The organism is Ferribacterium limneticum (assembly GCF_020510565.1).
GTDB lineage: Bacteria > Pseudomonadota > Gammaproteobacteria > Burkholderiales > Rhodocyclaceae > Azonexus > Azonexus limneticus_B.
This window is the reverse complement of the sequence record NZ_CP075189.1, coordinates 798,585-824,097: the sequence shown is the minus strand read 5'-3', so window position 1 is coordinate 824,097 and position 25,513 is coordinate 798,585. Positions and strand designations below refer to the sequence as shown.

General features: G+C 55.3%; 27 protein-coding genes. 3 read left to right on the top strand and 24 right to left on the bottom strand.

The window, feature by feature from the left end; all coding sequences use genetic code 11:
- Positions 1–2: 2 nt before the first annotated feature.
- The 10 genes from flgK to flgB are packed head-to-tail and all read right to left on the bottom strand — an operon-like array spanning position 3 to position 9,286.
- Complete coding sequence (gene flgK, locus KI610_RS03990) at positions 3–2,036, bottom strand: flagellar hook-associated protein FlgK (RefSeq protein WP_226497392.1); 2,034 nt, start codon at positions 2,034–2,036, stop codon at positions 3–5.
- A gap of 60 nt (positions 2,037–2,096) precedes the next feature.
- Positions 2,097–3,053: a flagellar assembly peptidoglycan hydrolase FlgJ gene (flgJ, locus tag KI610_RS03985; RefSeq protein ID WP_226497391.1), complete on the bottom strand. Its 957-nt coding sequence runs from the start codon at positions 3,051–3,053 to the stop codon at positions 2,097–2,099.
- Between the two features lie 15 nt (positions 3,054–3,068).
- Positions 3,069–4,163, bottom strand: coding sequence for a flagellar basal body P-ring protein FlgI (locus tag KI610_RS03980; RefSeq protein ID WP_226497390.1), 1,095 nt, complete (start codon positions 4,161–4,163; stop codon positions 3,069–3,071).
- Between the two features lie 24 nt (positions 4,164–4,187).
- Complete coding sequence (locus tag KI610_RS03975) at positions 4,188–4,844, bottom strand: flagellar basal body L-ring protein FlgH (protein WP_226497389.1); 657 nt, start codon at positions 4,842–4,844, stop codon at positions 4,188–4,190.
- A gap of 9 nt (positions 4,845–4,853) precedes the next feature.
- Positions 4,854–5,636: a flagellar basal-body rod protein FlgG gene (gene flgG / locus KI610_RS03970; RefSeq protein WP_226497388.1), complete on the bottom strand. Its 783-nt coding sequence runs from the start codon at positions 5,634–5,636 to the stop codon at positions 4,854–4,856.
- 12 nt (positions 5,637–5,648) lie between these two features.
- On the bottom strand, positions 5,649–6,392 hold the full coding sequence (gene flgF, locus KI610_RS03965) for a flagellar basal-body rod protein FlgF (RefSeq protein WP_226497387.1): 744 nt from the start codon (positions 6,390–6,392) through the stop codon (positions 5,649–5,651).
- Positions 6,393–6,423: 31 nt separating this feature from the next.
- Complete coding sequence (gene flgE, locus KI610_RS03960; RefSeq protein WP_226497386.1) at positions 6,424–7,647, bottom strand: flagellar hook protein FlgE; 1,224 nt, start codon at positions 7,645–7,647, stop codon at positions 6,424–6,426.
- Positions 7,648–7,668: 21 nt separating this feature from the next.
- Complete coding sequence (locus tag KI610_RS03955) at positions 7,669–8,340, bottom strand: flagellar hook assembly protein FlgD (RefSeq protein WP_226497385.1); 672 nt, start codon at positions 8,338–8,340, stop codon at positions 7,669–7,671.
- An 11-nt stretch (positions 8,341–8,351) separates the two neighbouring features.
- Positions 8,352–8,762, bottom strand: coding sequence for a flagellar basal body rod protein FlgC (gene flgC, locus KI610_RS03950; protein WP_226497384.1), 411 nt, complete (start codon positions 8,760–8,762; stop codon positions 8,352–8,354).
- Positions 8,763–8,773: 11 nt separating this feature from the next.
- The gene (flgB, locus tag KI610_RS03945) at positions 8,774–9,286 is read right to left on the bottom strand and encodes a flagellar basal body rod protein FlgB (protein WP_226497383.1); all 513 of its coding nucleotides are present in this window, start codon (positions 9,284–9,286) and stop codon (positions 8,774–8,776) included.
- Here flgB and flgA point away from each other — a divergent pair.
- The 3 genes from flgA to KI610_RS03930 all read left to right on the top strand — a co-directional run bounded on the left by flgA (position 9,286) and on the right by KI610_RS03930 (position 10,758).
- Positions 9,286–9,957, top strand: coding sequence for a flagellar basal body P-ring formation chaperone FlgA (flgA, locus tag KI610_RS03940; protein ID WP_226497382.1), 672 nt, complete (start codon positions 9,286–9,288; stop codon positions 9,955–9,957). The genes flgB and flgA overlap by 1 nt on opposite strands.
- Positions 9,958–10,021: 64 nt before the next feature.
- Entirely contained in the window at positions 10,022–10,300 is a 279-nt protein-coding gene (gene flgM, locus KI610_RS03935) for a flagellar biosynthesis anti-sigma factor FlgM (protein ID WP_226497381.1), read from the top strand.
- Entirely contained in the window at positions 10,300–10,758 is a 459-nt protein-coding gene (locus KI610_RS03930) for a flagella synthesis protein FlgN (RefSeq protein ID WP_226497380.1), read from the top strand. Before flgM ends, KI610_RS03930 begins: the two co-directional genes overlap by 1 nt.
- Before the next feature lie 18 nt (positions 10,759–10,776).
- Here the strand turns inward: KI610_RS03930 and motD are convergent, their stop codons facing one another.
- From motD to KI610_RS03860, 14 genes are all read right to left on the bottom strand, one after another.
- Entirely contained in the window at positions 10,777–11,580 is an 804-nt protein-coding gene (gene motD / locus KI610_RS03925) for a flagellar motor protein MotD (RefSeq protein ID WP_226497379.1), read from the bottom strand.
- Complete coding sequence (locus KI610_RS03920; protein WP_226497378.1) at positions 11,580–12,320, bottom strand: flagellar motor protein; 741 nt, start codon at positions 12,318–12,320, stop codon at positions 11,580–11,582. Before KI610_RS03920 ends, motD begins: the two co-directional genes overlap by 1 nt.
- On the bottom strand, positions 12,313–13,065 hold the full coding sequence (locus tag KI610_RS03915; protein ID WP_226497377.1) for an RNA polymerase sigma factor FliA: 753 nt from the start codon (positions 13,063–13,065) through the stop codon (positions 12,313–12,315). The genes KI610_RS03920 and KI610_RS03915 overlap by 8 nt, the downstream gene beginning before the upstream one ends.
- Positions 13,065–13,955, bottom strand: coding sequence for a MinD/ParA family ATP-binding protein (locus KI610_RS03910; RefSeq protein ID WP_226497376.1), 891 nt, complete (start codon positions 13,953–13,955; stop codon positions 13,065–13,067). Before KI610_RS03910 ends, KI610_RS03915 begins: the two co-directional genes overlap by 1 nt.
- Positions 13,948–15,393, bottom strand: a complete 1,446-nt coding sequence (flhF, locus tag KI610_RS03905; RefSeq protein ID WP_226497375.1) for a flagellar biosynthesis protein FlhF — start codon at positions 15,391–15,393, stop codon at positions 13,948–13,950. The genes KI610_RS03910 and flhF overlap by 8 nt, the downstream gene beginning before the upstream one ends.
- Positions 15,390–17,474 (bottom strand): flagellar biosynthesis protein FlhA, encoded by a 2,085-nt coding sequence (gene flhA / locus KI610_RS03900; protein WP_226497374.1) that lies wholly within the window; start codon positions 17,472–17,474, stop codon positions 15,390–15,392. The genes flhF and flhA overlap by 4 nt, the downstream gene beginning before the upstream one ends.
- Complete coding sequence (gene flhB, locus KI610_RS03895) at positions 17,475–18,608, bottom strand: flagellar biosynthesis protein FlhB (protein ID WP_226497373.1); 1,134 nt, start codon at positions 18,606–18,608, stop codon at positions 17,475–17,477.
- Positions 18,609–18,785: 177 nt separating this feature from the next.
- A complete protein-coding gene (locus tag KI610_RS03890) occupies positions 18,786–20,693 on the bottom strand; it encodes a chemotaxis protein CheA (protein WP_226497372.1) in 1,908 nt (635 codons plus the stop codon).
- 11 nt (positions 20,694–20,704) lie between these two features.
- Positions 20,705–21,568, bottom strand: coding sequence for a protein phosphatase CheZ (cheZ, locus tag KI610_RS03885; protein ID WP_226497371.1), 864 nt, complete (start codon positions 21,566–21,568; stop codon positions 20,705–20,707).
- A gap of 9 nt (positions 21,569–21,577) precedes the next feature.
- Positions 21,578–21,973 carry a chemotaxis response regulator CheY gene (gene cheY / locus KI610_RS03880; RefSeq protein WP_226403960.1) on the bottom strand — a complete coding sequence of 132 codons (396 nt, stop codon included), beginning with the start codon at positions 21,971–21,973 and terminating at the stop codon, positions 21,578–21,580.
- A gap of 24 nt (positions 21,974–21,997) precedes the next feature.
- A complete protein-coding gene (locus KI610_RS03875) occupies positions 21,998–22,933 on the bottom strand; it encodes a chemotaxis protein (RefSeq protein WP_226403959.1) in 936 nt (311 codons plus the stop codon).
- A gap of 19 nt (positions 22,934–22,952) precedes the next feature.
- Complete coding sequence (locus KI610_RS03870) at positions 22,953–23,921, bottom strand: chemotaxis protein (RefSeq protein WP_226497370.1); 969 nt, start codon at positions 23,919–23,921, stop codon at positions 22,953–22,955.
- A gap of 157 nt (positions 23,922–24,078) precedes the next feature.
- A complete protein-coding gene (locus KI610_RS03865; protein ID WP_226497369.1) occupies positions 24,079–24,384 on the bottom strand; it encodes an STAS domain-containing protein in 306 nt (101 codons plus the stop codon).
- A 77-nt stretch (positions 24,385–24,461) separates the two neighbouring features.
- A complete protein-coding gene (locus KI610_RS03860; protein ID WP_226497368.1) occupies positions 24,462–25,502 on the bottom strand; it encodes a protein-glutamate methylesterase/protein-glutamine glutaminase in 1,041 nt (346 codons plus the stop codon).
- Positions 25,503–25,513 lie beyond the last annotated feature (11 nt).

The following is a 25,513-nucleotide window of genomic DNA, read 5'->3' as shown; positions in this document are numbered from 1 at the left end:
CCTTAGTTGGCGATGCCGAGAAGCGTGTCAAACAGCTTCGAAGCAATATCGAGCGATCTGGCCGAGGCCTGATAAGCCTGTTGATAGCGGATGAGGTTAGCAGCTTCCTCGTCAAGGTTGACCCCGGACACCGACGAACGGGCCAGTTCGTTCTGCTTGAGGAGTGCTTGCTGCGCCTCCCCGCTAACCTTGACCTGGCGAGTCACCGAACCGACACCGCTGACCAGGCTTGCGTAGCTTCCCTGATACGTCGCTCGCCCACCTTCCATCGTGTTTTGTGTCTGCAACGCCGCCAGCTTGACTGCGTTTCGACTATCCGAAACGCCACTGGTATTCGTGTTGATGCTGAAACTGTCACCGTTAGCCGGGGTACCGGAAATATCGATCGAAATACCGTTGTAGGTAATGCGGGCCAGTTCCGAGCCTGCATTCAATCGATTGATCGACCCAACAGCGATGGCCAACGTGGTTCCGTCAGCATAAGTTGCGCTCACCGTTCCCGTTGCAGGTTGTCCGAAGGTAAAAGCACCGCTCCCCTGACTGTAAGTAAACCCGGCAGGAAGGTTCGCCAACGAGTACCCCGGGCTAACAGCTCCCTGGCTAACCTGCAACGAGCCGGTATTCCCTGACCCCAGCGTTGTCACACTTGGCGCTGCCACAGCAATCCGCTTTACATCGGAAGCAATCGACGCATTAACCTGAAAGTTTTGCGCCGCGTCGCGGGTTGGCTGGATCCGGTAATCCACGCCAACCGTCGGCACACTCCCGCCAAGCGAAAAGCCCTCGCCAACAATCAGGGCATTCAAATCAGCCACACTCGCAGCCGCCCCGGTAGAGGGAAATACCACACCATCGGACAGTCGCGTCAGCGTCATGCTGGTCGCTGAAGTAGCGGTGAGAACATAGTCGCTGCCAGTCAGACTGGTTTTGAAGTTCCCGGTCGCCGGATCGCCGGTCGGGGCCAGGAAACTGGCCGTTACCGAATTGGCACCGCTTGCAGTGGCAAGCACTTTGGGCGCCGATATCTCAAAAAAATTCGCCTGAAAGCCGGTCGTCGCGGAGGTCTGGTTCAAACCATCCAGATCCTGCCCCAACGCGTGCTGGGCATTAAAGGTCAAAGCCATTGACGCAGCAATCTGTCCGAGCGTATTTGCCGCATCATCCAACGAATTGTTGCGGAACTTCATCAAGCCACCGAGGGCACCACCCTCAATCAAGGATTCCGAGAGTTCCTGGACAACCCCTGATTGCCCCTGCAAGCCAACCACGACCCGTTCAGGATCGGAGCTGGAGGTGATTGGAAGTAGTTTGTTGACGACCGAACCAACCACCAGTTGCTGGCCGTTACCGACAAAAACGTTGAAATTCCCGATTGAGTCCTCGACGGTCGTCACCCGCACGTGCTTGTTCATTTCGGCAACAAGTTGGTCGCGCAGATCCAGCAGATCGTTGGGGGGCTGATTGGTCGCGGCTTCAGCACGCGTGATCTGGCCATTCACTTCAGCAAGCTGTTGAGCATATACATTGATTAGCTCGATTTCGCCGCTTATTTCGCCATTGACGCTATCGTAAAGCTCGCCTAGACGCGTCGACATCGAACTGAATCGCTCTGCCAACGCTTCCGCCGATGACAACATGCTCTGGCGTGCCGAGACGAGAGATGGATTGGCTGCGACCTGCTGCACACCTGTAAAAAAATCCTGCATGGCAGGGGCCAGACCAGAATTCGGATCCCCCAGCATATTGTCGATCTGGCTCAGTTTGGCCAACTGCATTTCGGACTCGGAAGCGCTGGCCTGAGCAGCAAATGTCTGTGCGGTCAGATATTTATCGTAGGCACGACGAACGGTATCTACGGTGGTGCCGCTACCGAAGTAACCAGACCCCGTCAGCCGCGGGATGCCGGCCGACTGCTGGATATACTGGCGGCTGTAGCCTGGCGTATTGGCATTCGCAATGTTGTGCTGAGTCGCCTCAAGTCCCAGTTGCGCTGCATGGATTCCGGTAATCCCGATTGAAAGCATTCCGCTGCTCATGGCAATTCCTTTACTCTACTGCTCTGTTAACGGCCCCGAATCCAAAACATTGAGAGCGGATTAACCAATAAGGGCCTGGCGCAGTGTCGGACCATTGATGATGCGCGAGAGCTTGTCGGCGTACATTGGATCAGTGGCATACCCTGCTTGCTGCAAACGTCTTGCAAACTCTGTGCCATCCTGCGAGCCGATCACGCCGGTATAGCGCGGGCTGTTGCGAAGCAAATTGGCGTAATCGCGAAAGCAATCTTCATAGGATGCGTAGGCGCGGAAACGTTCAGTTACCTTGGTCGGCTGACCATCGACATATTCGGTGGTGGCCGCCTCAACGGTATCGCCCGTCCAGCTTTTTCCGGCCTTGATACCGAACAGGTTGAAGCTGTTGGTCCCGTCTGCCTTGCGGATCTCACCCCGTCCCCAACCGCTCTCAAGAGCTGAATGACCAATTAAAAAAACGGGTGGAATTCCGGTTGACCGTGAGGCTTCGACCGCATGCGGCCAGACGCGATTGACAAACTCGCGCGAGGAGGCCGGCGCCTCCTGGCTGACGGTTGGCGTTACCGACGCATTGGCGCCATAAGAGGCTGAGGTTGGCAGGCCACTCAAAACCGGTCTGTGCTGCAGATGACTCACGTCGGAAACGGCAAGCGGCAAATCCTTGGCGGCAGCAGTTGCCGGCGCTAGCAATTCTTCCTGCCCCTTCGCCGTCTCCAGATGCCGCCCCAACTGCTGCTCGATCAACCGGGCAAACCCGACGCCGCCACGACTCGACGCCATGTTCTGCGCCATCTGCTGATCAAGCATGCCGGTATAGAAACGTGACTGATCGCTGTTGAGCATCCCGTCCTGCGGCGTTGCATCGCGCATGCTCTTCATGACCATCTGCAGAAAAAGGGCTTCGAATTGCTGCGCCGCAGCCTTCAGGCCCTGTTTCGGATCTTTCTGAAACTGGGCGCGGATATCCTGCGAGCCTTTGACATCGAAGGCCGCACGGTTCGGCGTATCCTGAATTTTCATCGAGCCGAATACCGCTCAGATGACTTCAAGTTCGGCACGCAGGGCACCAGCAGCCTTCATGGCCTGAAGAATGGCCAGAAGATCCAGTGGATTGGCGCCAAGGGCATTGAGCGCCCTGACTACATCGGCCAGATTGGCCCCGGCCTTGACGTTCATCAGGCTGCCATTTGCTTGCGTAACCTGGATATCAGCCGGCTGCCCGGTTGCCCGATTACCCGCATCGACAACCACAGAAAGGCTGCCATGCGCGACCGCACAAGGGTCGAGCGTGACCTTCTGATTCATGACCACCGAACCGGTGCGTGGATTGATGACCACCAACGCACTGCCGACCGCCGGTTTGACGTCGAGATTTTCCAGGCGCCCAAGGAAGGCAACGCGCGCATCAATATCGTCTGGCGCGCGCACCGCAATCCGCCGACCATCAACGGCACGAGCAGTCCCTGGTGATATCGCGCGGTTGATCGCCTCAACCATATTTTGCACTGTTCCGAAATCAGTATTGGCCAGCTCGTAGTAGATAAAGCCACCCTGGCCTACCGCCGTTGGAACATCGCGTTCGATCGTTGCACCACCGGGGACTCTTCCCGCCGAAAGGTGGTTAACCGCAACTTTCGAACCACCGGATGAGGCTCCAACGCCACCAACCAGAACGTTTCCCTGAGCGACGGCATAGACCTGCCCATCCCCCCCCTTCAACTGCGTCATCAACAACGTGCCGCCGCGCAAGCTTTTAGCATTGCCCATGGACGAAACGGTGATGTCGATGGGCTGCCCCGGTTTGGAGAATGGCGGCATGACTGCAGTAACCATCACGGCTGCCACATTTTTCAACTGGAGTTTCGTTGCTTGCTCGGTCGTCAAATTGATGCCGAGTTGCGACAGCATGTTGCCCATGGCCTGGGTCGTAAACGGTGTTTGCGTCGTCTGGTCGCCAGTATTATCCAAGCCGACCACGATGCCATAGCCAATCAACTGGTTGTTACGCACCCCTTGAATCGATGCGAGGTCCTTGATGCGCTCGGCAAACGCTGGCTGGCCGCAAAGCGGCAGAAGGCAAGCGGCCACAATTGCCGCCTGCCGGTACCAATTGCCGCCAAATGTCTTCATGATCCGTCTCCGCCTTAATGTTTCCTAGAATGGCAAGACATTAAGGAAGAATCGTGCCATCCAGCCCATGATCTGCCCTTCGCTAACCTGACCAGCCGATTTGTACTCAATTCGGGCATCCGCCACCTTTGAAGATTCGATCGAATTCGAGAAATCGACAAAACTCGGGTTGATCACACCGGACACCCGGACAAATTCCTGCTCTTGGCCAATTGCCAATTGCTTTTCACCGGAAACCAGCAGATTCCCGTTGGGCATGACGTCAATGACCGTCACGGTGATGTTGCCGGTGAACACATTGTTATTTGCCGCCTCACCCTTGCCACTGAACGCGGTTGAGCTCGTGGCCCCGAGGTCCACGCCCAACAATCCCTTGCCCGGCAAGCCGGCCAGCGTGCTGACCGACGCCTTTTGGGCATTCGACTTGTCGACCTTGTTGTTCGACTTGGCCGAGGCCGTGGTGCTCTCGGTAATCTTGATCGTGATCGTGTCACCGACAAAGCGGGCCCGACGGTCTTCAAACAGTGGACGGCTATAGGCCGCTTGGTAAATCGCACCATTTGTGACAGAGGACTCCATGCGCGGAGACGGGCGAGCCGACATCGGCTGGTGCACATTGGTCGGCGGCGTCGTCGCACAGGCGCTTGTCAATACAACAGCCAGCAAGGCCAGACGTTTCATGGTTTCACCTCATAGCTGGGTCAGGCGCCCGAGCATTGCATCGGAGACCGACACCACTTTCGAATTCAGTTCGTAGGCTCTCTGGGTCTGGATCATGGTGACAAGCTCTTCGGCGACATTGACATTGGAAGTTTCAACATAGCCCTGATTGGTCACCCCAGCGCCATTGGTTCCCGGCGTATTGGGGGTTGGCGTTCCGCTCGCAGCCGTTTCCAGAAACAGATTCTGACCGATCGCCTGCAAGCCACCGTTATTGACAAAGGTGGCCAGTTGAATAGAACCGATCTGGGTCGCAGCAGCTGTTCCGGACTGAGTGACCGTCACCGTGCCATCAGTGCCGATCGAAACTGAGAGCGCGTTAGCAGGTATCGTGATGTTAGGTTGCAGAGGGTAGCCATCGGCAGTAACGATCTGCCCCTGATTGTCTCTCTGAAAGGAGCCGTCTCGCGTGTACCCAGTCGTTCCATCCGGCAGAAGTATCTGGAAGAAACCGCTCCCTTGAACAGCCACATCCAGCGTGTTGTCGGTTTTCTGAAGATTGCCCTGGGTGTATAGGCGAGCCGTTGCCACCGGACGCGCTCCGGCCCCCAACTGCAATCCAGTCGGAATTTGCGATTGCTGTGACGATTGCGCGCCAGGCTGACGCAGGTTCTGATAGAGCAGATCCTCGAAGACTGCCCGGGAACGCTTGAAACCGTTCGTTCCGACGTTGGCCAGATTGTTGGCGATAACATCGAGCTGGGTTTGCTGGGCATCGAGTCCGGTTCGGGCTATCCACAGGGAACGGATCATGATTAGGTCCTATCAGGAATTCAATGAAAGCAGTTGATCGGCACGCTGGGCATTGGTATCTGCCGTCTGCAGCATCTTGATCTGCATTTCGAACTGCCGGGAGAGGCTGATCAGGTTGACCATCGCATCCGTCACATTGACGTTACTGCCTTCCAGCGCGCCCGAAGCAACGCGAACCGTTGCATCCGCCTCCGCGGGCTGGCCGCTGCGCAAGCGAAACAGGCCGTCGGCACCACGCACAAGATCTGCCTCCGGGGGGTTCACCAACTTCAGACGCCCGATCGCATTGGAATTGTTCGGCGTGCCAAAACTGGGCACGACGGAAACCGTCCCGTCGGGGGCAATTTCAATATTGTTATCAGGCGGCACGTTGATCGGCCCACCGTCGCCTGCCACCGGGTAACCACTCTTGGTCTGCAGCAACCCTGTCACATCGACATCCAGACTACCGGCGCGGGTATAGGCCTCGCTGCCATCCGGCATTTGCACAGCCAGCCAGCCACGTCCCTGAACCGAAACATCGAGGTTGCGGCCGGTAAACATCACCGGACCTTCGCTGAAAACATCGCTGACGGATGCGTCGACCACGAATGCCCGGGTCGGCATGGCATCGCTCAGAATCGGCACCGCCCGAAAACGATGCTCCTGCGCCTTGAAACCGACCGTGCTGGCATTGGCGAGGTTGTTGGCAGTGCCGGCCTGCTGCATGAAGACATGCTTGGCACCGGTCATGGCGGTATAAATCAGGCGATCCACGGTGAACTCGAAAAAAGGTCAAAAATCGAAATTAGCGGATATTCACGAGGGTCTGCAGAATCTGATCCTGCGTCTTGATTGACTGGGCGCTGGCCTGGTAATTGCGCTGCTGGACAATCAGATTGACCAGTTCGGCCGTCAGGTCGACGTTCGACTCTTCGACAGCCGACGCTTGCAGCACCCCGAAAATACCGGTATTCGGATTCCCCGGGGTCGGTTGCCCAGAGTCGGCAGTTTCCGACCACTGGTTGTTACCGATCGAGGAAAGACCATTCGGGTTGCGGAAGTTGAACAAGGCAACCTGACCAATATCGCGCGTCTGGCCGTTGTCGTAGCGGGCTTGAACGATACCGTCCTTGGAAACACTGACGCCCGCAAGGTTGCCCGGAGCAAAACCATTTTGCGTCAGATCATTGACGGCAAACGGGCTGCCAAACTGGGTCATGTTCGAGACGTCGATATCAAAAGTCAGTGGTGTTACGGCGCCAGTGGTTACGGCGTAGCTCTTGTTTATCGAACCAGCAGAAGTCAGGACCCCCGACGAATTGAAGGTTACCGTACCGGCCGTTTCAGCCACAGTTGGCGCATTTCCATCCATGCGGGTGTACAAGGTCCACTGATTGGGTGTCGCCGTCTTCAAAAAATAGTAGGACAGGGTATGAGGGTTACCCAACGAGTCGTAGACCGTCATGGCTGTCGAACTGTTGTAGGTGTCTGGATCGGCCGGATCGAATGGGGCCTGTGCCGGTTGCGCCTGACGAGAATCCAGATTGGCCGTCACGCCAGCCGTACTGGTTGGATTCGGTGTCCCCGTAACGAAATCAACCTTAAGCTGATCGGTCGGCGGTTGCTGAGGAATGCTGCCAGTGGCGTCGGCGAGCACGCCAAGGAGTTTCCGGTTCTGGTCATTGATGATGAACCCATCCTTGTCCAGGTGGAACTGGCCGTTACGCGAATAACTGACCGAGCCGTTCTGGGTCAAACCAAAAAATCCAGTACCGTTGATGGCAATATCCAGCGGGTTATTTGTCGCGGTAATGTTGCCCTGCGTATATTGCTGCAGAACGCCACTCAACGTGCTACCAATACCAATCTGCGAACCGCCGCCCCCCTGAAGTGAGGCGCCATAGACGTCGGCGAAATGGGTGGCTGACGACTTGAAGCCGACGGTCGATGCGTTGGCAATGTTGTTACCGGCAACGTCCAGCGCCTTGGAAGAGGAAGCCAGACCGCTCAAACCTTGTTGGAATGCCATGATGTGCTCCTTGACTCAATCTCAAAAAATCTGTTCGACTGCGCTGAAATCAACCAGGCCTGTGCCCGGAATTTCAAGCTGGAAGCCGTTCTGTCCTCTTACAAGAGCAGATACCGTGCCAACCTCCAATGCAGTCGTCGTCACCTTATTGCTGCCTTGCGTGGCTTGCACAGAGAACTGATAGCTTCCGTTGGCCAAACGGGTTCCGTCGGCATTGTTGCCATCCCAGATAAAATTAATCACGCCGGCCTTTTGCGCCCCCAGGTCTTCCTGCGCCACCTTGACGCCATTTGCATCGCTGATCACGATACTGACCTTGTCTGCATCGCCATCCAGCTTCACACCGCCCAGCGCGCCGTTGTCGCCCAGCGGCAGAGAATTGCCGGCGGCAAGGACATTTTTGCCGACCAGCGATGAGGACTGCATGGAGAGCGCGTCGCTGTAGGAGGTCAGCAGCTTCTGCATGGTCGTGTTCAGGCTGTCGATGCCCTTGACGGTATTGATCTGTGCCAACTGACTGGTGATTTCCGCGTTGTCCATCGGATTCAGCGGATCCTGGTTCTGCATCTGGGTAACCAGCATGGTCAGGAAGCGATCGCCCAGCTGGTCAGCCGTGCTTGTCGTCGAACTCTTGCTTTCGGAAAGTTGCTGTAAAACCGAGTTGACCGTGGGAGTACTTGTAACACCGCTCATGATGCGTCTCCTTATTGACCGATCTGCAGCGTGCGCAGCATCATGGTCTTTGCAGTATTCATGACCTCGACATTCGTTTGGTACGAGCGCGAGGCGGAAATCATGTTGGTCATTTCTTCGACCACATTGACATTCGGGAAGGCGACATAGCCTTTTTCATCAGCTGCCGGATTCTTGGGGTCATACACGACGCGAGGGGGAGAGGCATCATCGACCACTTGACGCACGCGCACCCCCTTCGAAATATCACCAACGCCCCCCATCGGCGTCGCCTCGAATACCACCTGTTTGGCGCGGTAAGGCTGCCCGTCCGATGACACAATACTGTCCGCGTTGGCCAGATTGGAGGCCACTGCGTTGAGGCGCATCGACTGCGCAGTCATGGCGCTCGAGGACACCTGGAATACGTTAAAGAGGCTCATTCAATCTCTCCTTAGCTTTGAGTCGAGCTCATAGCACTACGCAAGCCCTGGAACTTGTTACTTATCAATTGGGTGAGAATCTGGTACTGGAGGGCGTTATCAGTGATCTGAGCGCGCTCGACATCCATATCGACAGTGTTGCCATCAACGGCAGACTGAGTCTCGGTGCGATATTGCAAGGAACCGGGGCCACTCACTCCATTACCGGCTTGATGGGCGCCGGACGTCATCGCCATGCTCAACGAACCAGTATCGGCGCGTCCGGTCAGCGCATTCTGCATGGCCGACTTGAAATCAATATCGCGAGCCTTGAAATGCGGCGTATCAGCATTGGCGATATTCGATGCCAACACCTGGTGGCGCTGCGTGCGCAAATCGAGAGCTTTACTTAGAACCGAGAAGTTTTGCGCGATATTTGCCATGGAGGCCTCCAACAATTGTTGAAGAACAAAAAGCACACTCCATGCCACAGCGAAATTGATACGCAGCAAACGCCCCAATAGGGCAAAATGCAACCATGCCAATGCGTCTCCTTGCCCTGCTTTGCTTGCTCCCCCATAGCCTGCTCACTCTTGCGGCAGACTCAGCAACCATTCTCGATACGGCTGAACAACATATTCGTCTGCAAACGAAAAATCTTCCCGGCAAAACAACGATCACGATGGGGCAGCTCGATGCCAGCAAACTTTCACCGTGTTCAGCACTTGAGGCATTTACACCACAAGGCAGCAAAATCGTTGGACGAACCCACATCGGTGTCCGTTGCTTGGCACCTAATAGCTGGACCGTTCTAGTGCCGGCTCAAATTGCCGTAGCCGGCAACTATGTCACGACCAGCCGACCATTAATTGCCGGTCAGGTAATTCGCGAATCGGATCTGGTCACACTCAGTGGCGACGTCTCCCACTTGCCGTCCGGCGTAGCCAGCGATTCCTCAGGTGTCGTCGGCAAGACACTTCGCAACTCGCTGGGCGCTGGCCAACCTATACGTTTCGATCAGCTAGCGGCTCCGATCGTGATTCGCCAAGGCCAGACGGTAAGGGTCATCTCAAAAGGCAGCGGATTCTCAGTCAGCGCCGAGGGCAAAGCGATCAACAATGCCGCTCTTGGCCAGCCGGCGCAGATTCGCATGAACTCTGGCCAGACAATATCTGGCACAGCGCGTGCTGATGGCAGTGTAGAAATGGATTTTTGAGCTAAAGTTTCCGCGTTGACGGCCGATATACCGTCTGAGATCAAAAAGTATTGCGAGCCACATCATGAAAATCGACAGCACATACAATCCTGCCACGACGCAGATCACCTCCCGTCCCGCAGCTCGCCCATCGAATGAAGCGTCATCAAACGCTGAATCGGTGAGTCTGAGCCAATTGGCGAGCACCTTTCAAGGCACCGACAAGCCACCGGTCAATGCAGCGCGCATTCAGGAAATCAAGGATGCCATTGCGCAAGGTCGTTTCAAGATCAATCCAGAGGCAATTGCCGATGGTTTGATTCAGTCTGCTCGTGACCTGCTTGATTCCCAGCGCAAGGCTTGATGACCATAGTTGCGAAGCTGTTGAAGCGTGAGGCCGAACTGGTCGTACGCTTCCGAAATACGCTCTTGCGCGAACAGGAAATTCTGCGCACGGGCAAATCAGATGACTTGGCAGAAATAAATACAGAAAAGCTCTCGCTCGTCGACAGCCTGAATCTAGCTGGCGCCGAACGGGCTCGCGCTCTTTCGTCAAGCGATGAAGCCACTATCGATATGCAAGCATGGTTTTCGGCTCACCCATCGGAAATAGAGGCGCTTGAACTTTGGAAGGGCTTGCTGGGAACGGCGCGTGAAGCGCGTGCCATAAACGAGTTAAACGGAAGCCTGATTAATGTGCTTCACCAGAAGACCAGTGATGCACTTTCCATCTTGACGCAAGGCAAAGCCGACCAATCGTTGTACAGCAGCAATGGTCAGGCATCCCCAAGTACGGGCAGTCGAATCATCGATTCGGCCTGACCCACCTGATCTAGCAGATCAGTTAATTGGCGTCTTCGGCGCTTCGTTGATTTCCGTCGGCTCTTCCGGGCGGCTGGAGTCAATCATGATACTGACGCGGCGGTTCCTGGCTCGGCCCTCCGGCGTTGTGTTTGTCTCCACCGGCCTGGTTTCACCATACCCAATTGCCGTTAATCGCTCCGCGCCGACCCCTCCGTCATTGAAAAGCCGGAGTACCGTTGTCGCACGCATGGCGGACAGCTCCCAGTTGGACGGAAACTGTGGCGTAGCAATCGGAACGTTGTCGGTATGCCCCTCAATTGTGATTGGAAAGTCCGTGCTCGCAAGCACCTGCGCTATTACGCCCATGGCGCTAATCGAGGCTGGTTGAAGACGCGCCTGTCCAGCAGAAAAAAGTACGCTATCGTTAATTTCGATGGTGACCCCGCGACTGGTCTCGAGCAACCGAACTTTCCCCGCGGCAACTAGAGGCTGTAGTGCATCCATAATGTTGCCGGCCACATTCTTCATCTTTTGCCGTTGCTCGGCTTTTTTGACTTCGTTCTTGGCGGTATCAGGCGCCTTGTCTACTTTGATTACTGGCCGTGGCGGCATAGGGAGCGCGCCTTGAATGACAGCAATCGGCTGCCCGCCCGGCTCCCCGGTTTTATTTTTAAATGCATTGGTCAGCGAATTTGACAGGACCTTATATTTGCCCTCGTTCACCGACGAAACTGCGTACATGACCACAAAAAATGCAAATAAGAGGGTAATAAAATCAGCGTATGAAACGAGCCAGCGTTCGTGGTTCTCGTGCTCCTCCTCACGGCGCTTGCGGGCCATTAGTGGAGATAGCCTTTCAGGCGCCCCTCGATGATCCGAGGATTATCACCGACAGCGATACCAACAAGACCATCAACAAGCATTTCACGCGATGAAACCATGCGCATCACGTAATATTTTAGCTTGGCGGCAATAGGCAGATATACAAGGTTGGCCAAGCCAACGCCATAGATCGTCGCAACAAACGCGACCGCTATGCCGCCACCAAGCTTTGTGGGATCGGAAAGGTTTTCCATGACATGGATCAGCCCCATTACAGCCCCCAGGATGCCGATCGTCGGAGAATAGCCTCCCGCTGCATCCCATATTTTCGCTGACTGGCGCCACTCATCTTCGAAGGTGCCTATCTCGACTTCCAGCAATTCCCGAATTCGTTCCGGATCCGCACCATCGACCAAGAGTTGCAAACCCTTTCGAGCAAACTCGTCCTTTATACCCGGAATATAGTTTTCAAGGGCCAACAACCCCTCGCGGCGGGACATTTGGCTCCAGTTCAGAATTTGCTCTATCTGACGCTTCTGCTCAATGACTGGGGGAATCCAGACCCACTTTGCCATCTTCATTCCACGCTTGAAAATATGGATTGGGCTCTGCAGCAACACCGCCCCCAACGTACCTCCAAGCACGATCAACAGCGCTGTTGGCTGAACTAGCGAGCCGATACTTCCTCCCTCAAGGTATTGGCCACCAATGATAGCAATGATACTTATTGCGAGACCGGCCAGGCTGATCTTATCCACCAGCCTTCTCCTTGCGACGTTTCGTTGCAGCAGGAACTTCACCGACTATACGGCTACGCAGTCGAGCGATGGCCTGGGTATGCAGCTGGCAAACACGCGACTCAGTGACCCCCATAACTTCGCCGATTTCCCTCAAATTTAGATCCTGCTCGTAGTACAGCGCCATCATCATTTTTTCGCGCTCCGGCAGTAAACCAATAGCTTGAACTAACTGCTCCTTTACACCCCGATCTTCCAGGATACTCACTGGATCCGCCTCGTTGTCCGTAAAGTGCCGTTCTAGAAAATCCTCATCACCCGAACCTGAAAAATCTTCGTAATAGACAATCTGATGGCCACGCGCCTCCTGCAGCGTCCGCTGATAGTCAGTCAACGACATACCCAAGGCGTCAGCGAGTTCCTTTTCCGATGGCGCACGGCCTTGTTCGTGCTCGAGTTGGTTGATTGTCGTTTCTATCCGACGCAGCTCCCGACGCAAATTACGCGGTAACCAATCGTTTTCCCGTAATCCATCCAGCATGGCACCGCGAACTCGTTGTGTTGCGTAGGTTTCAAACTGAGCGCCAAAACCTTCCTGGAAACGATCTATAGCATCAAGCAAGCCTAGCATCCCATTCTGGACGAGATCATCGAACTGTACGCTAGGCGGAAGACGCGCCATCAGATGATAGGCAATACGCTTCACCAGCGGCATGAAGCGCTGAACCAACTGGTCCCTATCAGGCTGCCCGGCAGCGGTATACATCAGGCTCGTAGTACGTTGGGAGTTAAGCGTTGGCTTAAGTGTAACAGTTGCTGCATGAACTGACCGACACCGCCTGCCTCGCATTCACTGCGCTGCCAGTACAGCATATCCGAAGCTATATCCCGAAATGCTGCCGCCGCCAATGAGTCAGGCGCCTGCACTAAGACTGGCCGACATAGCTGCGCCGACTGCCGCAATGCCTCATCGAGAGGTATTGCACCGGCGTAATCGAGGCGTGCAACACCGCGTTGCGCTGCCACCTGGGCAATATTCTCGAAAATTGAGCGCGCATCGGACTGACTACGAACCTTATTCACCAGAATACGGAAATGCTTCCGCGAAAAGGCATGGCTCACTTTTTTGATTAGCGAATATGCCTCTGTTATCGAGGCGCTGCTCCCTGAAAGCACAACTACTGCCTCCTGAGAAACCAGCCCAAATGGCGAAAAGCCATTTGGGTGAGCCATGCTAGCGTCGACCAGGATTACATCAATTGGCCTTTCCAGGCCGGACATGGCATCAAGCAAAGTCTGCTGCTGCGGCAACGACAATCGCCCCAATTTTCTCGCTGCCCGCGCCGCCGGCAGAACCCGCAACCCCAACATCGGCTGAAGCAAGACTTGAGAAAGAGGCATTTCACGCTGAACCACATTGAGAAGATCGTGCCTGGCAGTCATTCCAAAAGTAGACGCAATATCGTCACCAGGCCCGTGCTCATCTATGATCAGAACCTCTTTTCCCAGCCGCCCAAGAGCCACCCCGATATTTGCCACGGCCACACTGCGTCCAACGCCGTCACATCCAGCGACAAAAGTGACGACCTGCAATTGGTGGCCACCTCCCAACAGGCGGCGCAATCCAGCAGCCTGATCGACACGAAAATCAGCCACGGCCGCCTCCAACCGCAACCATCCCCGCACTAGCCATCATCAATCCAGGTTCAAGGCCATCAAATTTATGAGGGGAGCTTTCCGGGACATCCTTGAACGCACGATGTAAGAGATAGCTGCGATTTGGCAAATGCAAATCTTCCGGCACGCGCTGACCATTGGAAACGTACTGAAGCTTCAAACTATGGCGCATGATGACATCAAGAACTGTTGCCAGACTTGCTGCCTCGTCGATCTTTGTCAAAATACATCCAGCTAGCGTGTCCCCCGCGTAGGCGCGAACGACGTCATCCAGAGTGTCTCCTCGTGAAGTTGAGTTCAGCAACAACAGCCGTTGTACGTCGCAACCAGAAAGCATGTCCGTCAACTCAGGAACCAGTTTGTCTCTCTGACTCATGCCCATGGTATCGATCAGCACCATATGCTTATGCTGCAACTCCGACAGAGTCTGCCGTAGTTCATTCGCATCTTTGACCAAGTGAACGGAGACGCCGAGGATACGACCGTAGATGCGCAGTTGCTCGTGGGCTCCAATTCGATACCCATCGGTAGTAACTAACGCGACCTTACTCGGGCCATGGCGCAATACGCAGCGCGCAGCAAGCTTCGCGGTCGTCGTTGTTTTTCCCACACCAGTCGGCCCGACCAGTGCGTAGACGCCGCCTCGGTCAACAATATCGTTTTCATGGCCAATTGTTAGAAGCGAGCGGTCAGCCGCCCCCTTGACCCACGCCATTGCCTCCACTCCATTCATTTCACGCGGCAAGTCAGAAAGCAATTCACGGGAAAACTGAGGGGAAAATCCGGCATCAAGCATCTGACGCAAGATATCTGTCTTAACCGGCTCGGAGCGAGCAGATTCACCCCACGCGAAGCCCGCCAGATGCTGTTCGACAATTTTACGCAATGAGCGAATCTCGTCCATCACCTCCATAGGCACCACTTCCGCCTCCGGGCGGCGCGGCGCACTCGCCTGAAGTGCGGCCGGGGCAGGCGGCGGAGATATCGGAGCGACTCTTGATGGTGCTGCGGTCGACTGGCTAGGGCGGCCATTTTCCATCTGTCGCATAGCACCGGTTCGGGGAATGCCTGCATTAACCGACATTGATGCCTGCTTTGACACATGCGCCTGATGTTGCGCCGATGGAGGAGGAACGACGGTAGGCTGTGGCGGCTGGGAAACTCGTGCTCGCGCCGAGCTAAGGACAACACGATAGTCGTCGTCCGGATGACTATCCTGTGACTTTCTCTCCGGCACTGTTTTTTCTTGAACCTGCGTGGGTACAATCATCGCCATATCGCGCGCTGCCACTGCCATGATCTCAACGCCACCCGGCACGCCGCGATTAGAAAGTATGATCGCGTCGTTACCCAGAGTTTCTTTTACCTTCCGCAAAGCATCCCTTGCGTTGGCCGCGATAAATTTTCTAACGTTCATGTTCTACCTCCGATGATCGAGGTCACCTTAATAATTCTGGTTTCAGGTACTTCGTTATGGGACAGCACCTTCAACTGGGGAACGGTACGTCGCAAAAATCTGGACAAAAGCAGGCGCAGACTGCCTGGCACTAGCAACACAGCCGGCAAGCCAAGCCCCTCTTGACGCCCTGCAGCCAAGGCAGTCTCACGCAAAAGCGTATCGGCGAGCCCGGGTTCAAAGCTGGTATTTTCGGAGCCACCGGCCACTGCCTGTGACAAAAGGCGCTCCAAGGTCGGATCGAGCGACATGACCTGCATCTCGCTATTGCCGGGGAAAAGCTGCTGAGCGATGGCTCTACCAAGGGCGATGCGTACCTGACTCGACAGATCGTCTGCATTTTGGGTACGCGTTGCGTGGTCGGCGACAGTCTCGATGATGGTCCGCATGTCGCGGATATGGACACCTTCGTCAAGCATCGACTGCAGAACTTTTTGCAACGTGCCGAGAGGCAGAACCTTGGGAACCAGATCCTCGACCAGTTTTGGGATTTCCTTGGCGAGGTGATCCAGCAACTGCTGAACCTCCTGACGACCAAGGAGTTCGCCTGCATGCGTCAGGATCAGGTGGTTGAGGTGCGTAGCGACTACCGTCGAGGCATCTACCACGGTATAGCCATAGGCCTGGGCCTGCTCTCGCTGAGCGAGATCAATCCAGACTGCAGGCAACCCAAACGCCGGATCTTTGGTTACCGCGCCATTCAGCGTTCCTGCCACGCGGCCCGGATTAATTGCCATAAGCTGACCCGCATAGGCCTCGCCTTGCCCAACCTCAACACCCTTTAGAAGGATTCGGTAGGCGTTGGGCTTCAATTCAAGATTATCTCGGATATGAACCGGGGAAACGAGGAAACCGACTTCCTGTGCAAACTTCTTGCGAATACCGCGAATACGGCGCAGCAACTCACCATCCTGGGACTTATCGACCAGCGGTATCAGGCGATAACCAACCTCCAGCCCAAGGACGTCCAGCGGAGCGACATCACCCCATGTCGCCTCCATTGCCTCCTGAACTGGTGCCGGCGCGACCTTGACCGGCGCTTCGACGATCCGCTTTTCTTTTTCCATCATCCGCCAGGACATCCAGCCCATCCCGGAAGCCAACATCAGGAAGACCATATTTGGCATGCCCGGAATCATCCCGAGGAACCCAACGATTCCCGCAGTGATGCCGATTGCCTTAGCGCTTCGGAACATCTGACCCACAACCTGTTGGCCAATGTCACGATCATCCGATACCCGAGTAACAACCATGCCGGCAGCAATGGAGATGATCAGCCCCGGAATCTGCGCCACAAGGCCATCACCGATCGTCAGGAGCGTATAGTTCTTTGCCGCCTGAGCCAGTTCCATGTTGTGCTGAAGGACGCCAACAATCAGCCCCCCCACGACATTGAGCAGCATGATGATGATGCCAGCGACAGCGTCGCCGCGAACAAATTTTGACGCGCCATCCATAGAACCGAAAAACTCAGCTTCACGGGATATCTCGGAACGGCGCCTACGGGCATCCTCCTCACCAATCAGCCCGGCATTTAGATCGGCATCGATGGCCATCTGTTTGCCAGGCATCGCATCGAGCGTGAAGCGCGCAGACACCTCGGCAACTCGTCCAGCGCCCTTGGTAATCACGACAAAATTTATGACCACGAGGATCATAAAAACGAGGATACCAACGGCAAAATTTCCGCCCACCATGAAATGCCCAAACGCCTCAATCACTTTCCCGGCAGCGTCAGGGCCAGTGTGCCCCTCAAGCATAACCACTCGGGTTGAAGCCACGTTCAACGACAAGCGAAGCAAAGTCGTAACCAGCAGCACTGTCGGAAAGACAGAGAATTCCAGGGTCTTTTGCGTGTTCACCGCGACAAGCAGGACCAGCACCGATATTGCAATGTTGAACGTGAAGAACACATCCAGCGCAAAAGCGGGAAGTGGCAATACCATCATCGCCAAAATCATCAAGATCAAAACCGGCGCAGCCAACTGGGAGACGTTCATCCGCGCCATGAAATTTTGCATGCCGACTGATGAGGAAGCCATTTACGCCGCCTCCGGAACTAGCTCGGCAGGGACGGGCAGGTCACGCGGGGGCACAGGATAGGTACCGCCCCGCTGACGCCAGTTGGCGAGTTGGTAGATATAAGCAAGAACCTCAGCGACTGCACTATACAGGGCTGAGGGGATTTCCGAGTCGAGTTCCGCATGCTTGTAGAGGGCCCTTGCCAGCGGCGGTGCCTCCATAATCGGGACCGCATTCTCGTGGGCCACCTCTCGAATTCTGAGAGCGATAACTCCCGCCCCCTTCGCCACCACCTTCGGTGCGGCCATGCCGGTTTGATAGGCAAGTGCCACGGCAAAATGGGTCGGATTCGTCACCACAACATTTGCCGTGGGAACCGCGGCCATCATGCGCTTACGCGCAGCCTGCATCTGCAGACTGCGAATGCGACCTTTGACGTGCGGATCACCCATCATTTCCTTCATTTCCTGCTTGACCTCTTCCTTGGTCATCTTCAATTTATCGAAGTATTGCCATAACTGGAAAGGAACATCCGCAGCAACAACCAGCACCAGCGTTGCGGCCATGATCAGAAACGAAAAGGAAACCAGATTTCCGGCATGCACCAGCCCCGCATCCAGCGGCTCGCCCAATAATCCGAATATTTCGTCACGTTCGGCCCAGACCAGCGCAGCGGCGACCCCTCCCAGCAAACCTGCCTTCAGAACAGCCTTGCCCAACTCCATCAGGCTATTCCAGGAAAACATCCGGCCAAAACCAGTCAGTGGATTGAGCCGATTGAAATCGGGCGCCAGGGCCTGCGGCGAAAACACCCACGCATTCAGGAAAAACGGGGGAAGGACAGCAGCCAGCAAAAGGAGGCCAAACAAGGGAGAAAACGCAAACAGTGCATCGCCGGAAATTTCAACCAAGCGGGGCAACATCAGGGCCGGCTCACGCATGACCGCGGGCTCGACGGTAAAGCCTTTTTTGACAATAGCCATGGACCGCTGCATGAACCAGCCACCCATCATCCAAAAAGTAGCACCGGCAACGATTAGAACAAGAAAGGTACTAAGTTCGCGAGAATGAGGGACCTGCCCCTTCTCCCGGGCTTGCTCGATTCGCCTACTTGTAGGCTCTTCTGTTTTCTCGAGGTCGCTATCTTCGGCCATAGCCATCTTTGGTTTACGTTATGGCTATTATAGGAAAAAACGAGAAAAATTATATAGGTACGTGTGTTTATTTATTCTGTTTCTCAGATGCCATTCGCAAGCCCATGACAACAGAGTAAACCTCCAAAAGAAAAGAGGGGCAAAGCCCCCTCTCAACTCGTTGACTGGAAACAGGAATCAGGCGAAGTCGAGCGCCCGTACCGCAGAACCGAAATCGGGATGCTGACCGAGATCAGACAACAACTCCTTCATGTCCAGAATCAAAACAATCTGACCGTTAGACAGGGTCGTAACCCCGGCCACACCCTTTGGACGAAAATCTTCCAGTGATTTGATCACCGCATCGTCGCGCCCCGCAAAACTATCGACCGCCAGAATGAAGCTGCGCTCTGCAGTCTGCATGAACACCCCGTACTCCGGATATCGCTCAAGCGGCCAGCCAAGCAGGCGAGCCAGCGTAATCACCGGCAGAACTTCGCCCCGGACGACCAAGGTTTCCTTGCCACCCACCTCCTGAATCCGGCTTTGCTCGATTGGCAATATTTCACGAACGAGCGACAGCGGCAACGCAAACGGCTGATCGCCCAGCAATACCAGTAGCACAGGCAAGATCGCCAGGGTTAGCGGCAATGAAATTATGAAAACAGATCCTTTGCCCGGCTCTGAGCGGATCTCGATCGAGCCGTTCAGCTTCTGGATGTTGGTCTTGACCACATCCATACCAACCCCCCGCCCCGACACATCGGAAATTTGGGTTTTGGTCGAAAAGCCCGGCATGAAAATCAGGTTGAGGCTCTGGCGCTCATCAAGCGTGTTGGCCTCTTCCTCGGAAATCAGTCCCTTTTCGGTAGCCTTGGCACGAATACGCTCCGCATTCATCCCCTTGCCGTCATCAGCAATGATCAGGACAATATGATCGCCCTCCTGCCGCGCCTCCAGGCGTACCAGGCTCTTTGGTGGCTTCCCTGCGGCCTGGCGCTCCTCGGGCATTTCGACACCGTGATCCACCGCATTGCGGATCAGGTGAATCAGCGGATCGGCAAGATCCTCGATCATGGTCTTGTCGACTTCGGTCTCCTCTCCGGCGAGGACCAGTTCGACGTCCTTACCCAGTTGCCGGGCGAGATCGCGGGCAATCCGCGGATACTTTTGGAACAGCCGGCCAATCGGCTGCATCCGCGTCTTCATTACCGAATTCTGCAAATCCGACACCAGCAGATCGAGTTGGCTTACCGCCTGATCGAGCGCATGCAGCGTTTCCGAGTCATTCTTCCCGGCGAGAATATCGGCCCGCAAACTGGTCAGTCGGTTCTTGGTCAAACCAATTTCGCCCGACAAATTCAAGACCTGATCCAGCCGCGATGTATCGACGCGAATCGTATTTTCACGGCCACGCTCTTCAGCCCGCCGCGCAGAAGTCGGCTGACCACCGGGCTTGTCCGTTCCCCGCCGGCCAAATGGCGATGCTGCAGCAGCCGACTGAGCCACAACCGCTGTTGGCGTAACAACCGACTCAGCAATCGCCGTCTCGGCTTTGGTAATCACTTCGCTTTGAGTCGGTGCAACAGAAGCCTCACTGGTTACCGCCGCATGCAAGGAATTCCAGTCCGGCTCACCAGGCGCTGAAGGTGGCACCTGCGCAACATCGGCGGCCGGAGGTGGCGCCACGGCAACATGGGCAACACCGGCTACGCCAATACTCAAAACCCCCTTAAGCGCAGCGATCACCGCCGGATCAGCGGGCTGCGGCTGAACCATTTGCCCCAATTCGCCGAACATTTCACGGACCCCCTTGGTGGCGTCCATGATGACATCCATCAACTCGGCAGTCAGCTCAAGCTCACCATTGCGCAGTCGATCGAATAGATTTTCTGTCAGATGACAAAGCGTCACCAACTCAGTGGCATTGAGAAAGCCAGCTCCCCCCTTGACGGTGTGAAACCCGCGAAAAATATCGTTCAGTAGCGCACGATCATCGGGCATCTTTTCGAGATCAACGAGTTTGTTGTCGACATCCGACAACAGATCATTCGCCTCCTGCAGGAAATCCTGCAGCAGATCTTCCATTCCGCCAAAGTCGCTCATTTTTGTCCTCCTCAGAAACCGAGGCTGTCCAGCAGGTCATCGACCTGCTCTTGGTTAACCACAACATCGGTACGCCCTTCGGCGTTGATTACCGGGCCATTCATCAGACTGGCCACTTCTTCAGTGCGCTTGGTTTCCGGCAAGACCTCAATAAGGACGGTCATCAGTCCCGACTCAAGCTCATGGGCAAGACCAACAATTTTCTTGATAACCTGCCCGGTCAAATCCTGGAAATCCTGAGCCATCATGATTTCAGTCAACTGGGCATGCGTTTCGCGGGTTTTCTGCGGGAGCTGCTCATTCAGGAATGCGCGCGTATCCGCCGCCAGCAGCTTGAATTCGGCAGGCCCCATTTCATTGGCAAAAACCTTATCCCAGCGCCTACCCAACACAAGGGCGCCGTTTTCCATCTCGTCGATGAGCGGATTGGCTATATCAGTCGCGTTAAGGACGCGGCAGGCAGCTTGTTCTGTCAGGTTGGCCACGTATGCGAGGCGATCCTTGGCATCAGGAAGCGCCGATACGGTCTTCTCGATCAACTTGTCGTAACCGAGCTGCCCCAGGGTATCGTGCAGCGCACGTGCCATATGCCCGATTCGATTGAAGACAGCCTCCTGTTGAGACCATCCATCTCCGGAACTCTCCGCTTGTTTGCCGGCATCAGCGGATGACCCGGGAACGACCTTCGCAACCTCAACCTCCGCGGCAACACTATCGAACAAGGCCTGCAAATCATCGCTATCAGCATCAGACGAGGCTAGAGAAGCCGGTGGAGCTGCAGGCACCAGCTTGGGTTGCTCCGGTACTGGTGCACTGCTCGCTGCAATTGAGTCAAAGAGGGCTTCAAGATCATCTGAGTCGTTATTGGCAGACATATTTCCCCCTTACGCCTGACCCATTTTTTCGAAAATCTTGTTCAGCTTTTCCGAAAGGGTTCCCGCAGTAAAAGGCTTGACGATGTAGCCGCTAGCCCCCGACTGAGCCGCAGCAATAATGTTTTCTTTCTTAGCTTCAGCAGTGATCATCAATACCGGCAGATGTTTCAGATTCGGCGTCGCACGAATCGACTGGAGCAAGGTAAGGCCATCCATATTCGGCATGTTCCAGTCGGTGACGACAAACTCAAAACCGCCGCCCTGCAGTTTCTGCAATGCTATAGCGCCGTCCTCGGCTTCATCGACATTCGTGAAACCCAGCTCTTTCAAGAGATTTCGGACAATTCGACGCATGGTGGAAAAATCATCCACCACCAGAAATTTCATTTTGGGATCAGCTGCCATGCAGTACTCCAGAAACTTGGTTTGTTATCGTTCAATCAGAGGACGCAAGGTATCAGCAAGCGCCTCGGCATCAAACTTCGCGACATAGGCATCGACGCCGACCGACTTCCCCATGGCCCGATTGGCCTCGGAGGAGAGCGACGAGTGCATGACCACCGGTACGCCTTCAAAACGGGGGTCGGACTTGATGTTCTTGGTCAATACATAGCCGTCCATTTCGGGCATCTCGGCGTCGACCAGAATCAGGCGAATATCCTGGCGAATGTTTTGCCCCATCTGCACGGCGTGAGCAGCAATACCCTGCAGGCGCGTCCATGCCTCCATGCCATTGGTGGCATGTTTGTGACGCACACCAAGCTTGTCGAGCACTTCGGCGATCTTGCGCCGCGCCACGATCGAGTCATCGACAAAGAATACGCTCGTATCCGGATCAACCCTGGCCGGGCTAATGTCGACAATCATTGCCTCACCGAAGGCATTGGCAAGAATCTGTTCGACGTCAAGAATGGAAACCAGCCCGCCGCTTTCCAGTTCGATGACGGCGGTGATCAGCCCTTGATTTGTCGCCAGGACGCTTTCAGGCGCCTTCACCCGCTCCCAGTCGACGCGGATGATCCGATCAACGTCATGTACCAAAAAGCCGAGGGTTCGCTTTGAATACTCGGCCACCATCATTGTCTTGCCCAGCCCGGCTGGCGCATCCAGTTGCATGAACGGGGCTAGAGAAAGGACAGGGATGACATTCCCGCGCAAGGAAATCAGCCCTTCGACACCACGCGGCATATTGGGGGTCTTGGTAATGTGCGGGGTCCGGCCAACCTCTCGAACCTTGAAGACATTGATACCGAAAATCTCGCGCGTTCCAAGCGAGAAAAGCAGAATTTCCATCTTGTTGGAACCAGCCAGTCGTGTCCGGGCATCGACACTATCAAGCAGGTTTTTGTTCTCAACGAGTTCCATCGTCAGCTCCCGCTATCTCTCAGGCCACACGAACTGGCGTGGTATCGACGCCCAGCCGTCGTGCCAATGTTTCAGACAGGCGCAAGGGTTCAAATTTTGGCACATACTCGTCCACGCCGACCGATGCCCCCAGCTTTTGGTTGGACATCCCGGACAGCGACGAATGCATGATCACGGGAATCCCGTTGAATCGAGGATCCGACTTGATTTTCTTGGTCAGGATATAACCATCCATTTCAGGCATTTCAATGTCAGTCAGGATCAGGCTGATCATCGACGAAGCCGGCTTTCCGATCGACTGCGCATAGGTGGCGACCTTCTCCATCTCTTCCCACATCTGGCGACCATTGACCGCCGAGATGCCCTTGACCCCCATGGCCGAAAGCGTACGTTCAATCTGCCTGCGGGCAACGCTGGAGTCATCGCAATAAAAAACCGTGCAATCCGGTTTGTCGACCGCAACAACACCGCGGAACATGATCTCATTGTCGATACTGGAGGTTTCGGACAGCACCTTCTCGACATCCATCATCATCACCAGACGGTTGTCCTCCAGTTCCGTGACAGCCGTCACCAACCCGCCGGTCTGCGAGGTCAGCATTTCCGGGGGAACACGCATCTTGCTCCAATCCAGGCGAAGGATGGTATCGACGCCTTCGACCAGGAAACCCTGCGTGTGGCCGTTATATTCAGTCACGATCATAATTTCGCGAGGCGTTTCGGGAGATATCCCTGAATACTTGGCAAGATCGATCACGGGCACCAGCGCCCCACGCAGACTGACCATGCCTTCAACAGAGGCGGGCATATCGGGCGCAGCGGTAATCACCGGGGTACGCATGACCTCACGCACCTTGAAGACATTGATGCCATAGGTTTCACGACGGCCCGTCCGCTGATCGACGCCGAGAAAGAACAAAAGTATCTCGAGCTTGTTGGTGCCCGCCAATTTTGTTCGCGCATCGATATTTTTCAATAACTCAGACATTGTCATCCTCTCGCATGTTGCGTAGCCGGCTGCCCTCGGTAGCTAGAAGCTTACTAACACTCACTTCTCGCTCCGTCGCCAGCCAGCGACGAACCTGCTATCAGCACCATGTGGGTGCCCACCCCATATTTCATTCACGGCGAACAACACCGAGCATTTAGGAAATTTGAAACAATTTACCAAAATTAGCAATATCTAGCACCTGTTTTACGTTACCCCGAACGCCTGTGAGTGCCACTTCCTTGTTGGCTCCGCCCAATTTATCGCGCAACATCAACAACATACCCAATGCCGAGCTATCCAGATAATCGACCCCGGCAAAATCAACAGCGACCGCTCGAACGGTAGAATCGGTTACGAGGGGCTCATAGGCAGCACGAAATTCACGGTGGGTATTGAAATCAAAACGCCCAACCAACTTGATAGTCACCTTGCCGGAATCATTGAGAATACTTGCCTGCATTTGTTTTCCTATCCCAAAAAAGTCTGTCGAATCCTAGTTTAATCCTTTGACCATAGGCAACAAGCCCGACTGGCCTATTACACGCAAATCGCACCGATCACCCGTCGTGCCATGTCATCGAGTGCACACTGCTCTTCTACCGCGCCGATCAGAAAGGCTTCGCGCGGCATTCCGTAGACAACGCAACTTGTCTCATCCTGGCCGAAGGTTCTCGCCCCGGCCTGGCGCAGGCGCAACAAACCTTGAGCGCCATCCTTGCCCATGCCGGTCAGAATAACGCCAACCGCCTTGCGTCCGACCAAGGCTGCAGCTGAATCAAACAGGACATCGACCGAAGGGCGATGGCGGTTGACGGGGGGGCTTGCGGCCAACTCGGTGAGGAAACCGGAATTACCCCGGCGAATCAGCAAATGGGAATGCCCCGGTGCAACGTAGACGGTGCCCGGCTCGACCTTTTCATTGCCTTGCGCCTCGATGATGCGTGGCGCGCAGAGGGAGTCGAGGCGACGGGCGAAGGAGGCCGTGAAGGCTTCGGGCATGTGCTGGACAATGAGAATGGGCGGACAATCAGCGGGTATGCCGAGGAGAAATTCCTTGATTGCTTCGGTGCCACCGGTCGAGGCGCCGACAAATATGATCTTTCCACTCGCAGCCAAGCCAGGTCTGGTCGGTGTCGGCAACGACGGCACAGCGGCGGCCGAACTCATTGCGCCTCGCAAACGCGCGCCCTTGGCTGCGCGGATTTTTTCGACCAGATCTTCTGCATAGCTTTCCAAGCTCCTGCCACTATCGGCCCGTGGCTTGCCTATAAAATCAATTGCGCCCAGCTCAAGGGCTTTCAACGTGGTGTCGGAGCCAGCCTCGGTAAACGAGGAAACCATGACGACCGGCATCGGCCGCAAGCGCATCAGTCGCTCGAGAAATTCAAGCCCACCCATTTTCGGCATCTGGACATCGAGGGTCACGACATCCGGATTGAGCGCCTTGATCATTTCACGAGCAGTTTGGGCATCGGGAGCCGCCCCCACCACCTCCATATCGGACGCCATGCCGATCAACTGGCTCAACAGACCACGCATTAAGGCCGAATCATCAACGACCAGGACTCTAATTTTCATGAGTATCTATT

What these genes read in the sequence shown, in the direction of transcription:
- flgJ (WP_226497391.1), bottom strand. Translation starts at nt 3,053, where the DNA reads ATGAAAATTCAGGATACGCCGAACCGTGCGGCCTTCGATGTCAAAGGC.
- cheY (WP_226403960.1), bottom strand. Translation starts at nt 21,973, where the DNA reads ATGGCAGCTGATCCCAAAATGAAATTTCTGGTGGTGGATGATTTTTCC.
- flhA (WP_226497374.1), bottom strand. Translation starts at nt 17,474, where the DNA reads ATGGCTTCCTCATCAGTCGGCATGCAAAATTTCATGGCGCGGATGAAC.
- flgG (WP_226497388.1), bottom strand. Translation starts at nt 5,636, where the DNA reads ATGATCCGTTCCCTGTGGATAGCCCGAACCGGACTCGATGCCCAGCAA.
- flgE (WP_226497386.1), bottom strand. Translation starts at nt 7,647, where the DNA reads ATGGCATTCCAACAAGGTTTGAGCGGTCTGGCTTCCTCTTCCAAGGCG.
- motD (WP_226497379.1), bottom strand. Translation starts at nt 11,580, where the DNA reads ATGGCCCGCAAGCGCCGTGAGGAGGAGCACGAGAACCACGAACGCTGG.
- KI610_RS03860 (WP_226497368.1), bottom strand. Translation starts at nt 25,502, where the DNA reads ATGAAAATTAGAGTCCTGGTCGTTGATGATTCGGCCTTAATGCGTGGT.
- KI610_RS03975 (WP_226497389.1), bottom strand. Translation starts at nt 4,844, where the DNA reads ATGAAACGTCTGGCCTTGCTGGCTGTTGTATTGACAAGCGCCTGTGCG.
- KI610_RS03955 (WP_226497385.1), bottom strand. Translation starts at nt 8,340, where the DNA reads ATGAGCGGTGTTACAAGTACTCCCACGGTCAACTCGGTTTTACAGCAA.
- KI610_RS03930 (WP_226497380.1), top strand. Translation starts at nt 10,300, where the DNA reads ATGACCATAGTTGCGAAGCTGTTGAAGCGTGAGGCCGAACTGGTCGTA.
- flgC (WP_226497384.1), bottom strand. Translation starts at nt 8,762, where the DNA reads ATGAGCCTCTTTAACGTATTCCAGGTGTCCTCGAGCGCCATGACTGCG.
- KI610_RS03875 (WP_226403959.1), bottom strand. Translation starts at nt 22,933, where the DNA reads ATGGAACTCGTTGAGAACAAAAACCTGCTTGATAGTGTCGATGCCCGG.
- flgA (WP_226497382.1), top strand. Translation starts at nt 9,286, where the DNA reads ATGCGTCTCCTTGCCCTGCTTTGCTTGCTCCCCCATAGCCTGCTCACT.
- flhB (WP_226497373.1), bottom strand. Translation starts at nt 18,608, where the DNA reads ATGGCCGAAGATAGCGACCTCGAGAAAACAGAAGAGCCTACAAGTAGG.
- KI610_RS03890 (WP_226497372.1), bottom strand. Translation starts at nt 20,693, where the DNA reads ATGAGCGACTTTGGCGGAATGGAAGATCTGCTGCAGGATTTCCTGCAG.
- KI610_RS03870 (WP_226497370.1), bottom strand. Translation starts at nt 23,921, where the DNA reads ATGTCTGAGTTATTGAAAAATATCGATGCGCGAACAAAATTGGCGGGC.
- flgM (WP_226497381.1), top strand. Translation starts at nt 10,022, where the DNA reads ATGAAAATCGACAGCACATACAATCCTGCCACGACGCAGATCACCTCC.
- KI610_RS03915 (WP_226497377.1), bottom strand. Translation starts at nt 13,065, where the DNA reads ATGTATACCGCTGCCGGGCAGCCTGATAGGGACCAGTTGGTTCAGCGC.
- cheZ (WP_226497371.1), bottom strand. Translation starts at nt 21,568, where the DNA reads ATGTCTGCCAATAACGACTCAGATGATCTTGAAGCCCTCTTTGACTCA.
- flgK (WP_226497392.1), bottom strand. Translation starts at nt 2,036, where the DNA reads ATGAGCAGCGGAATGCTTTCAATCGGGATTACCGGAATCCATGCAGCG.
- KI610_RS03865 (WP_226497369.1), bottom strand. Translation starts at nt 24,384, where the DNA reads ATGCAGGCAAGTATTCTCAATGATTCCGGCAAGGTGACTATCAAGTTG.
- flhF (WP_226497375.1), bottom strand. Translation starts at nt 15,393, where the DNA reads ATGAACGTTAGAAAATTTATCGCGGCCAACGCAAGGGATGCTTTGCGG.
- KI610_RS03980 (WP_226497390.1), bottom strand. Translation starts at nt 4,163, where the DNA reads ATGAAGACATTTGGCGGCAATTGGTACCGGCAGGCGGCAATTGTGGCC.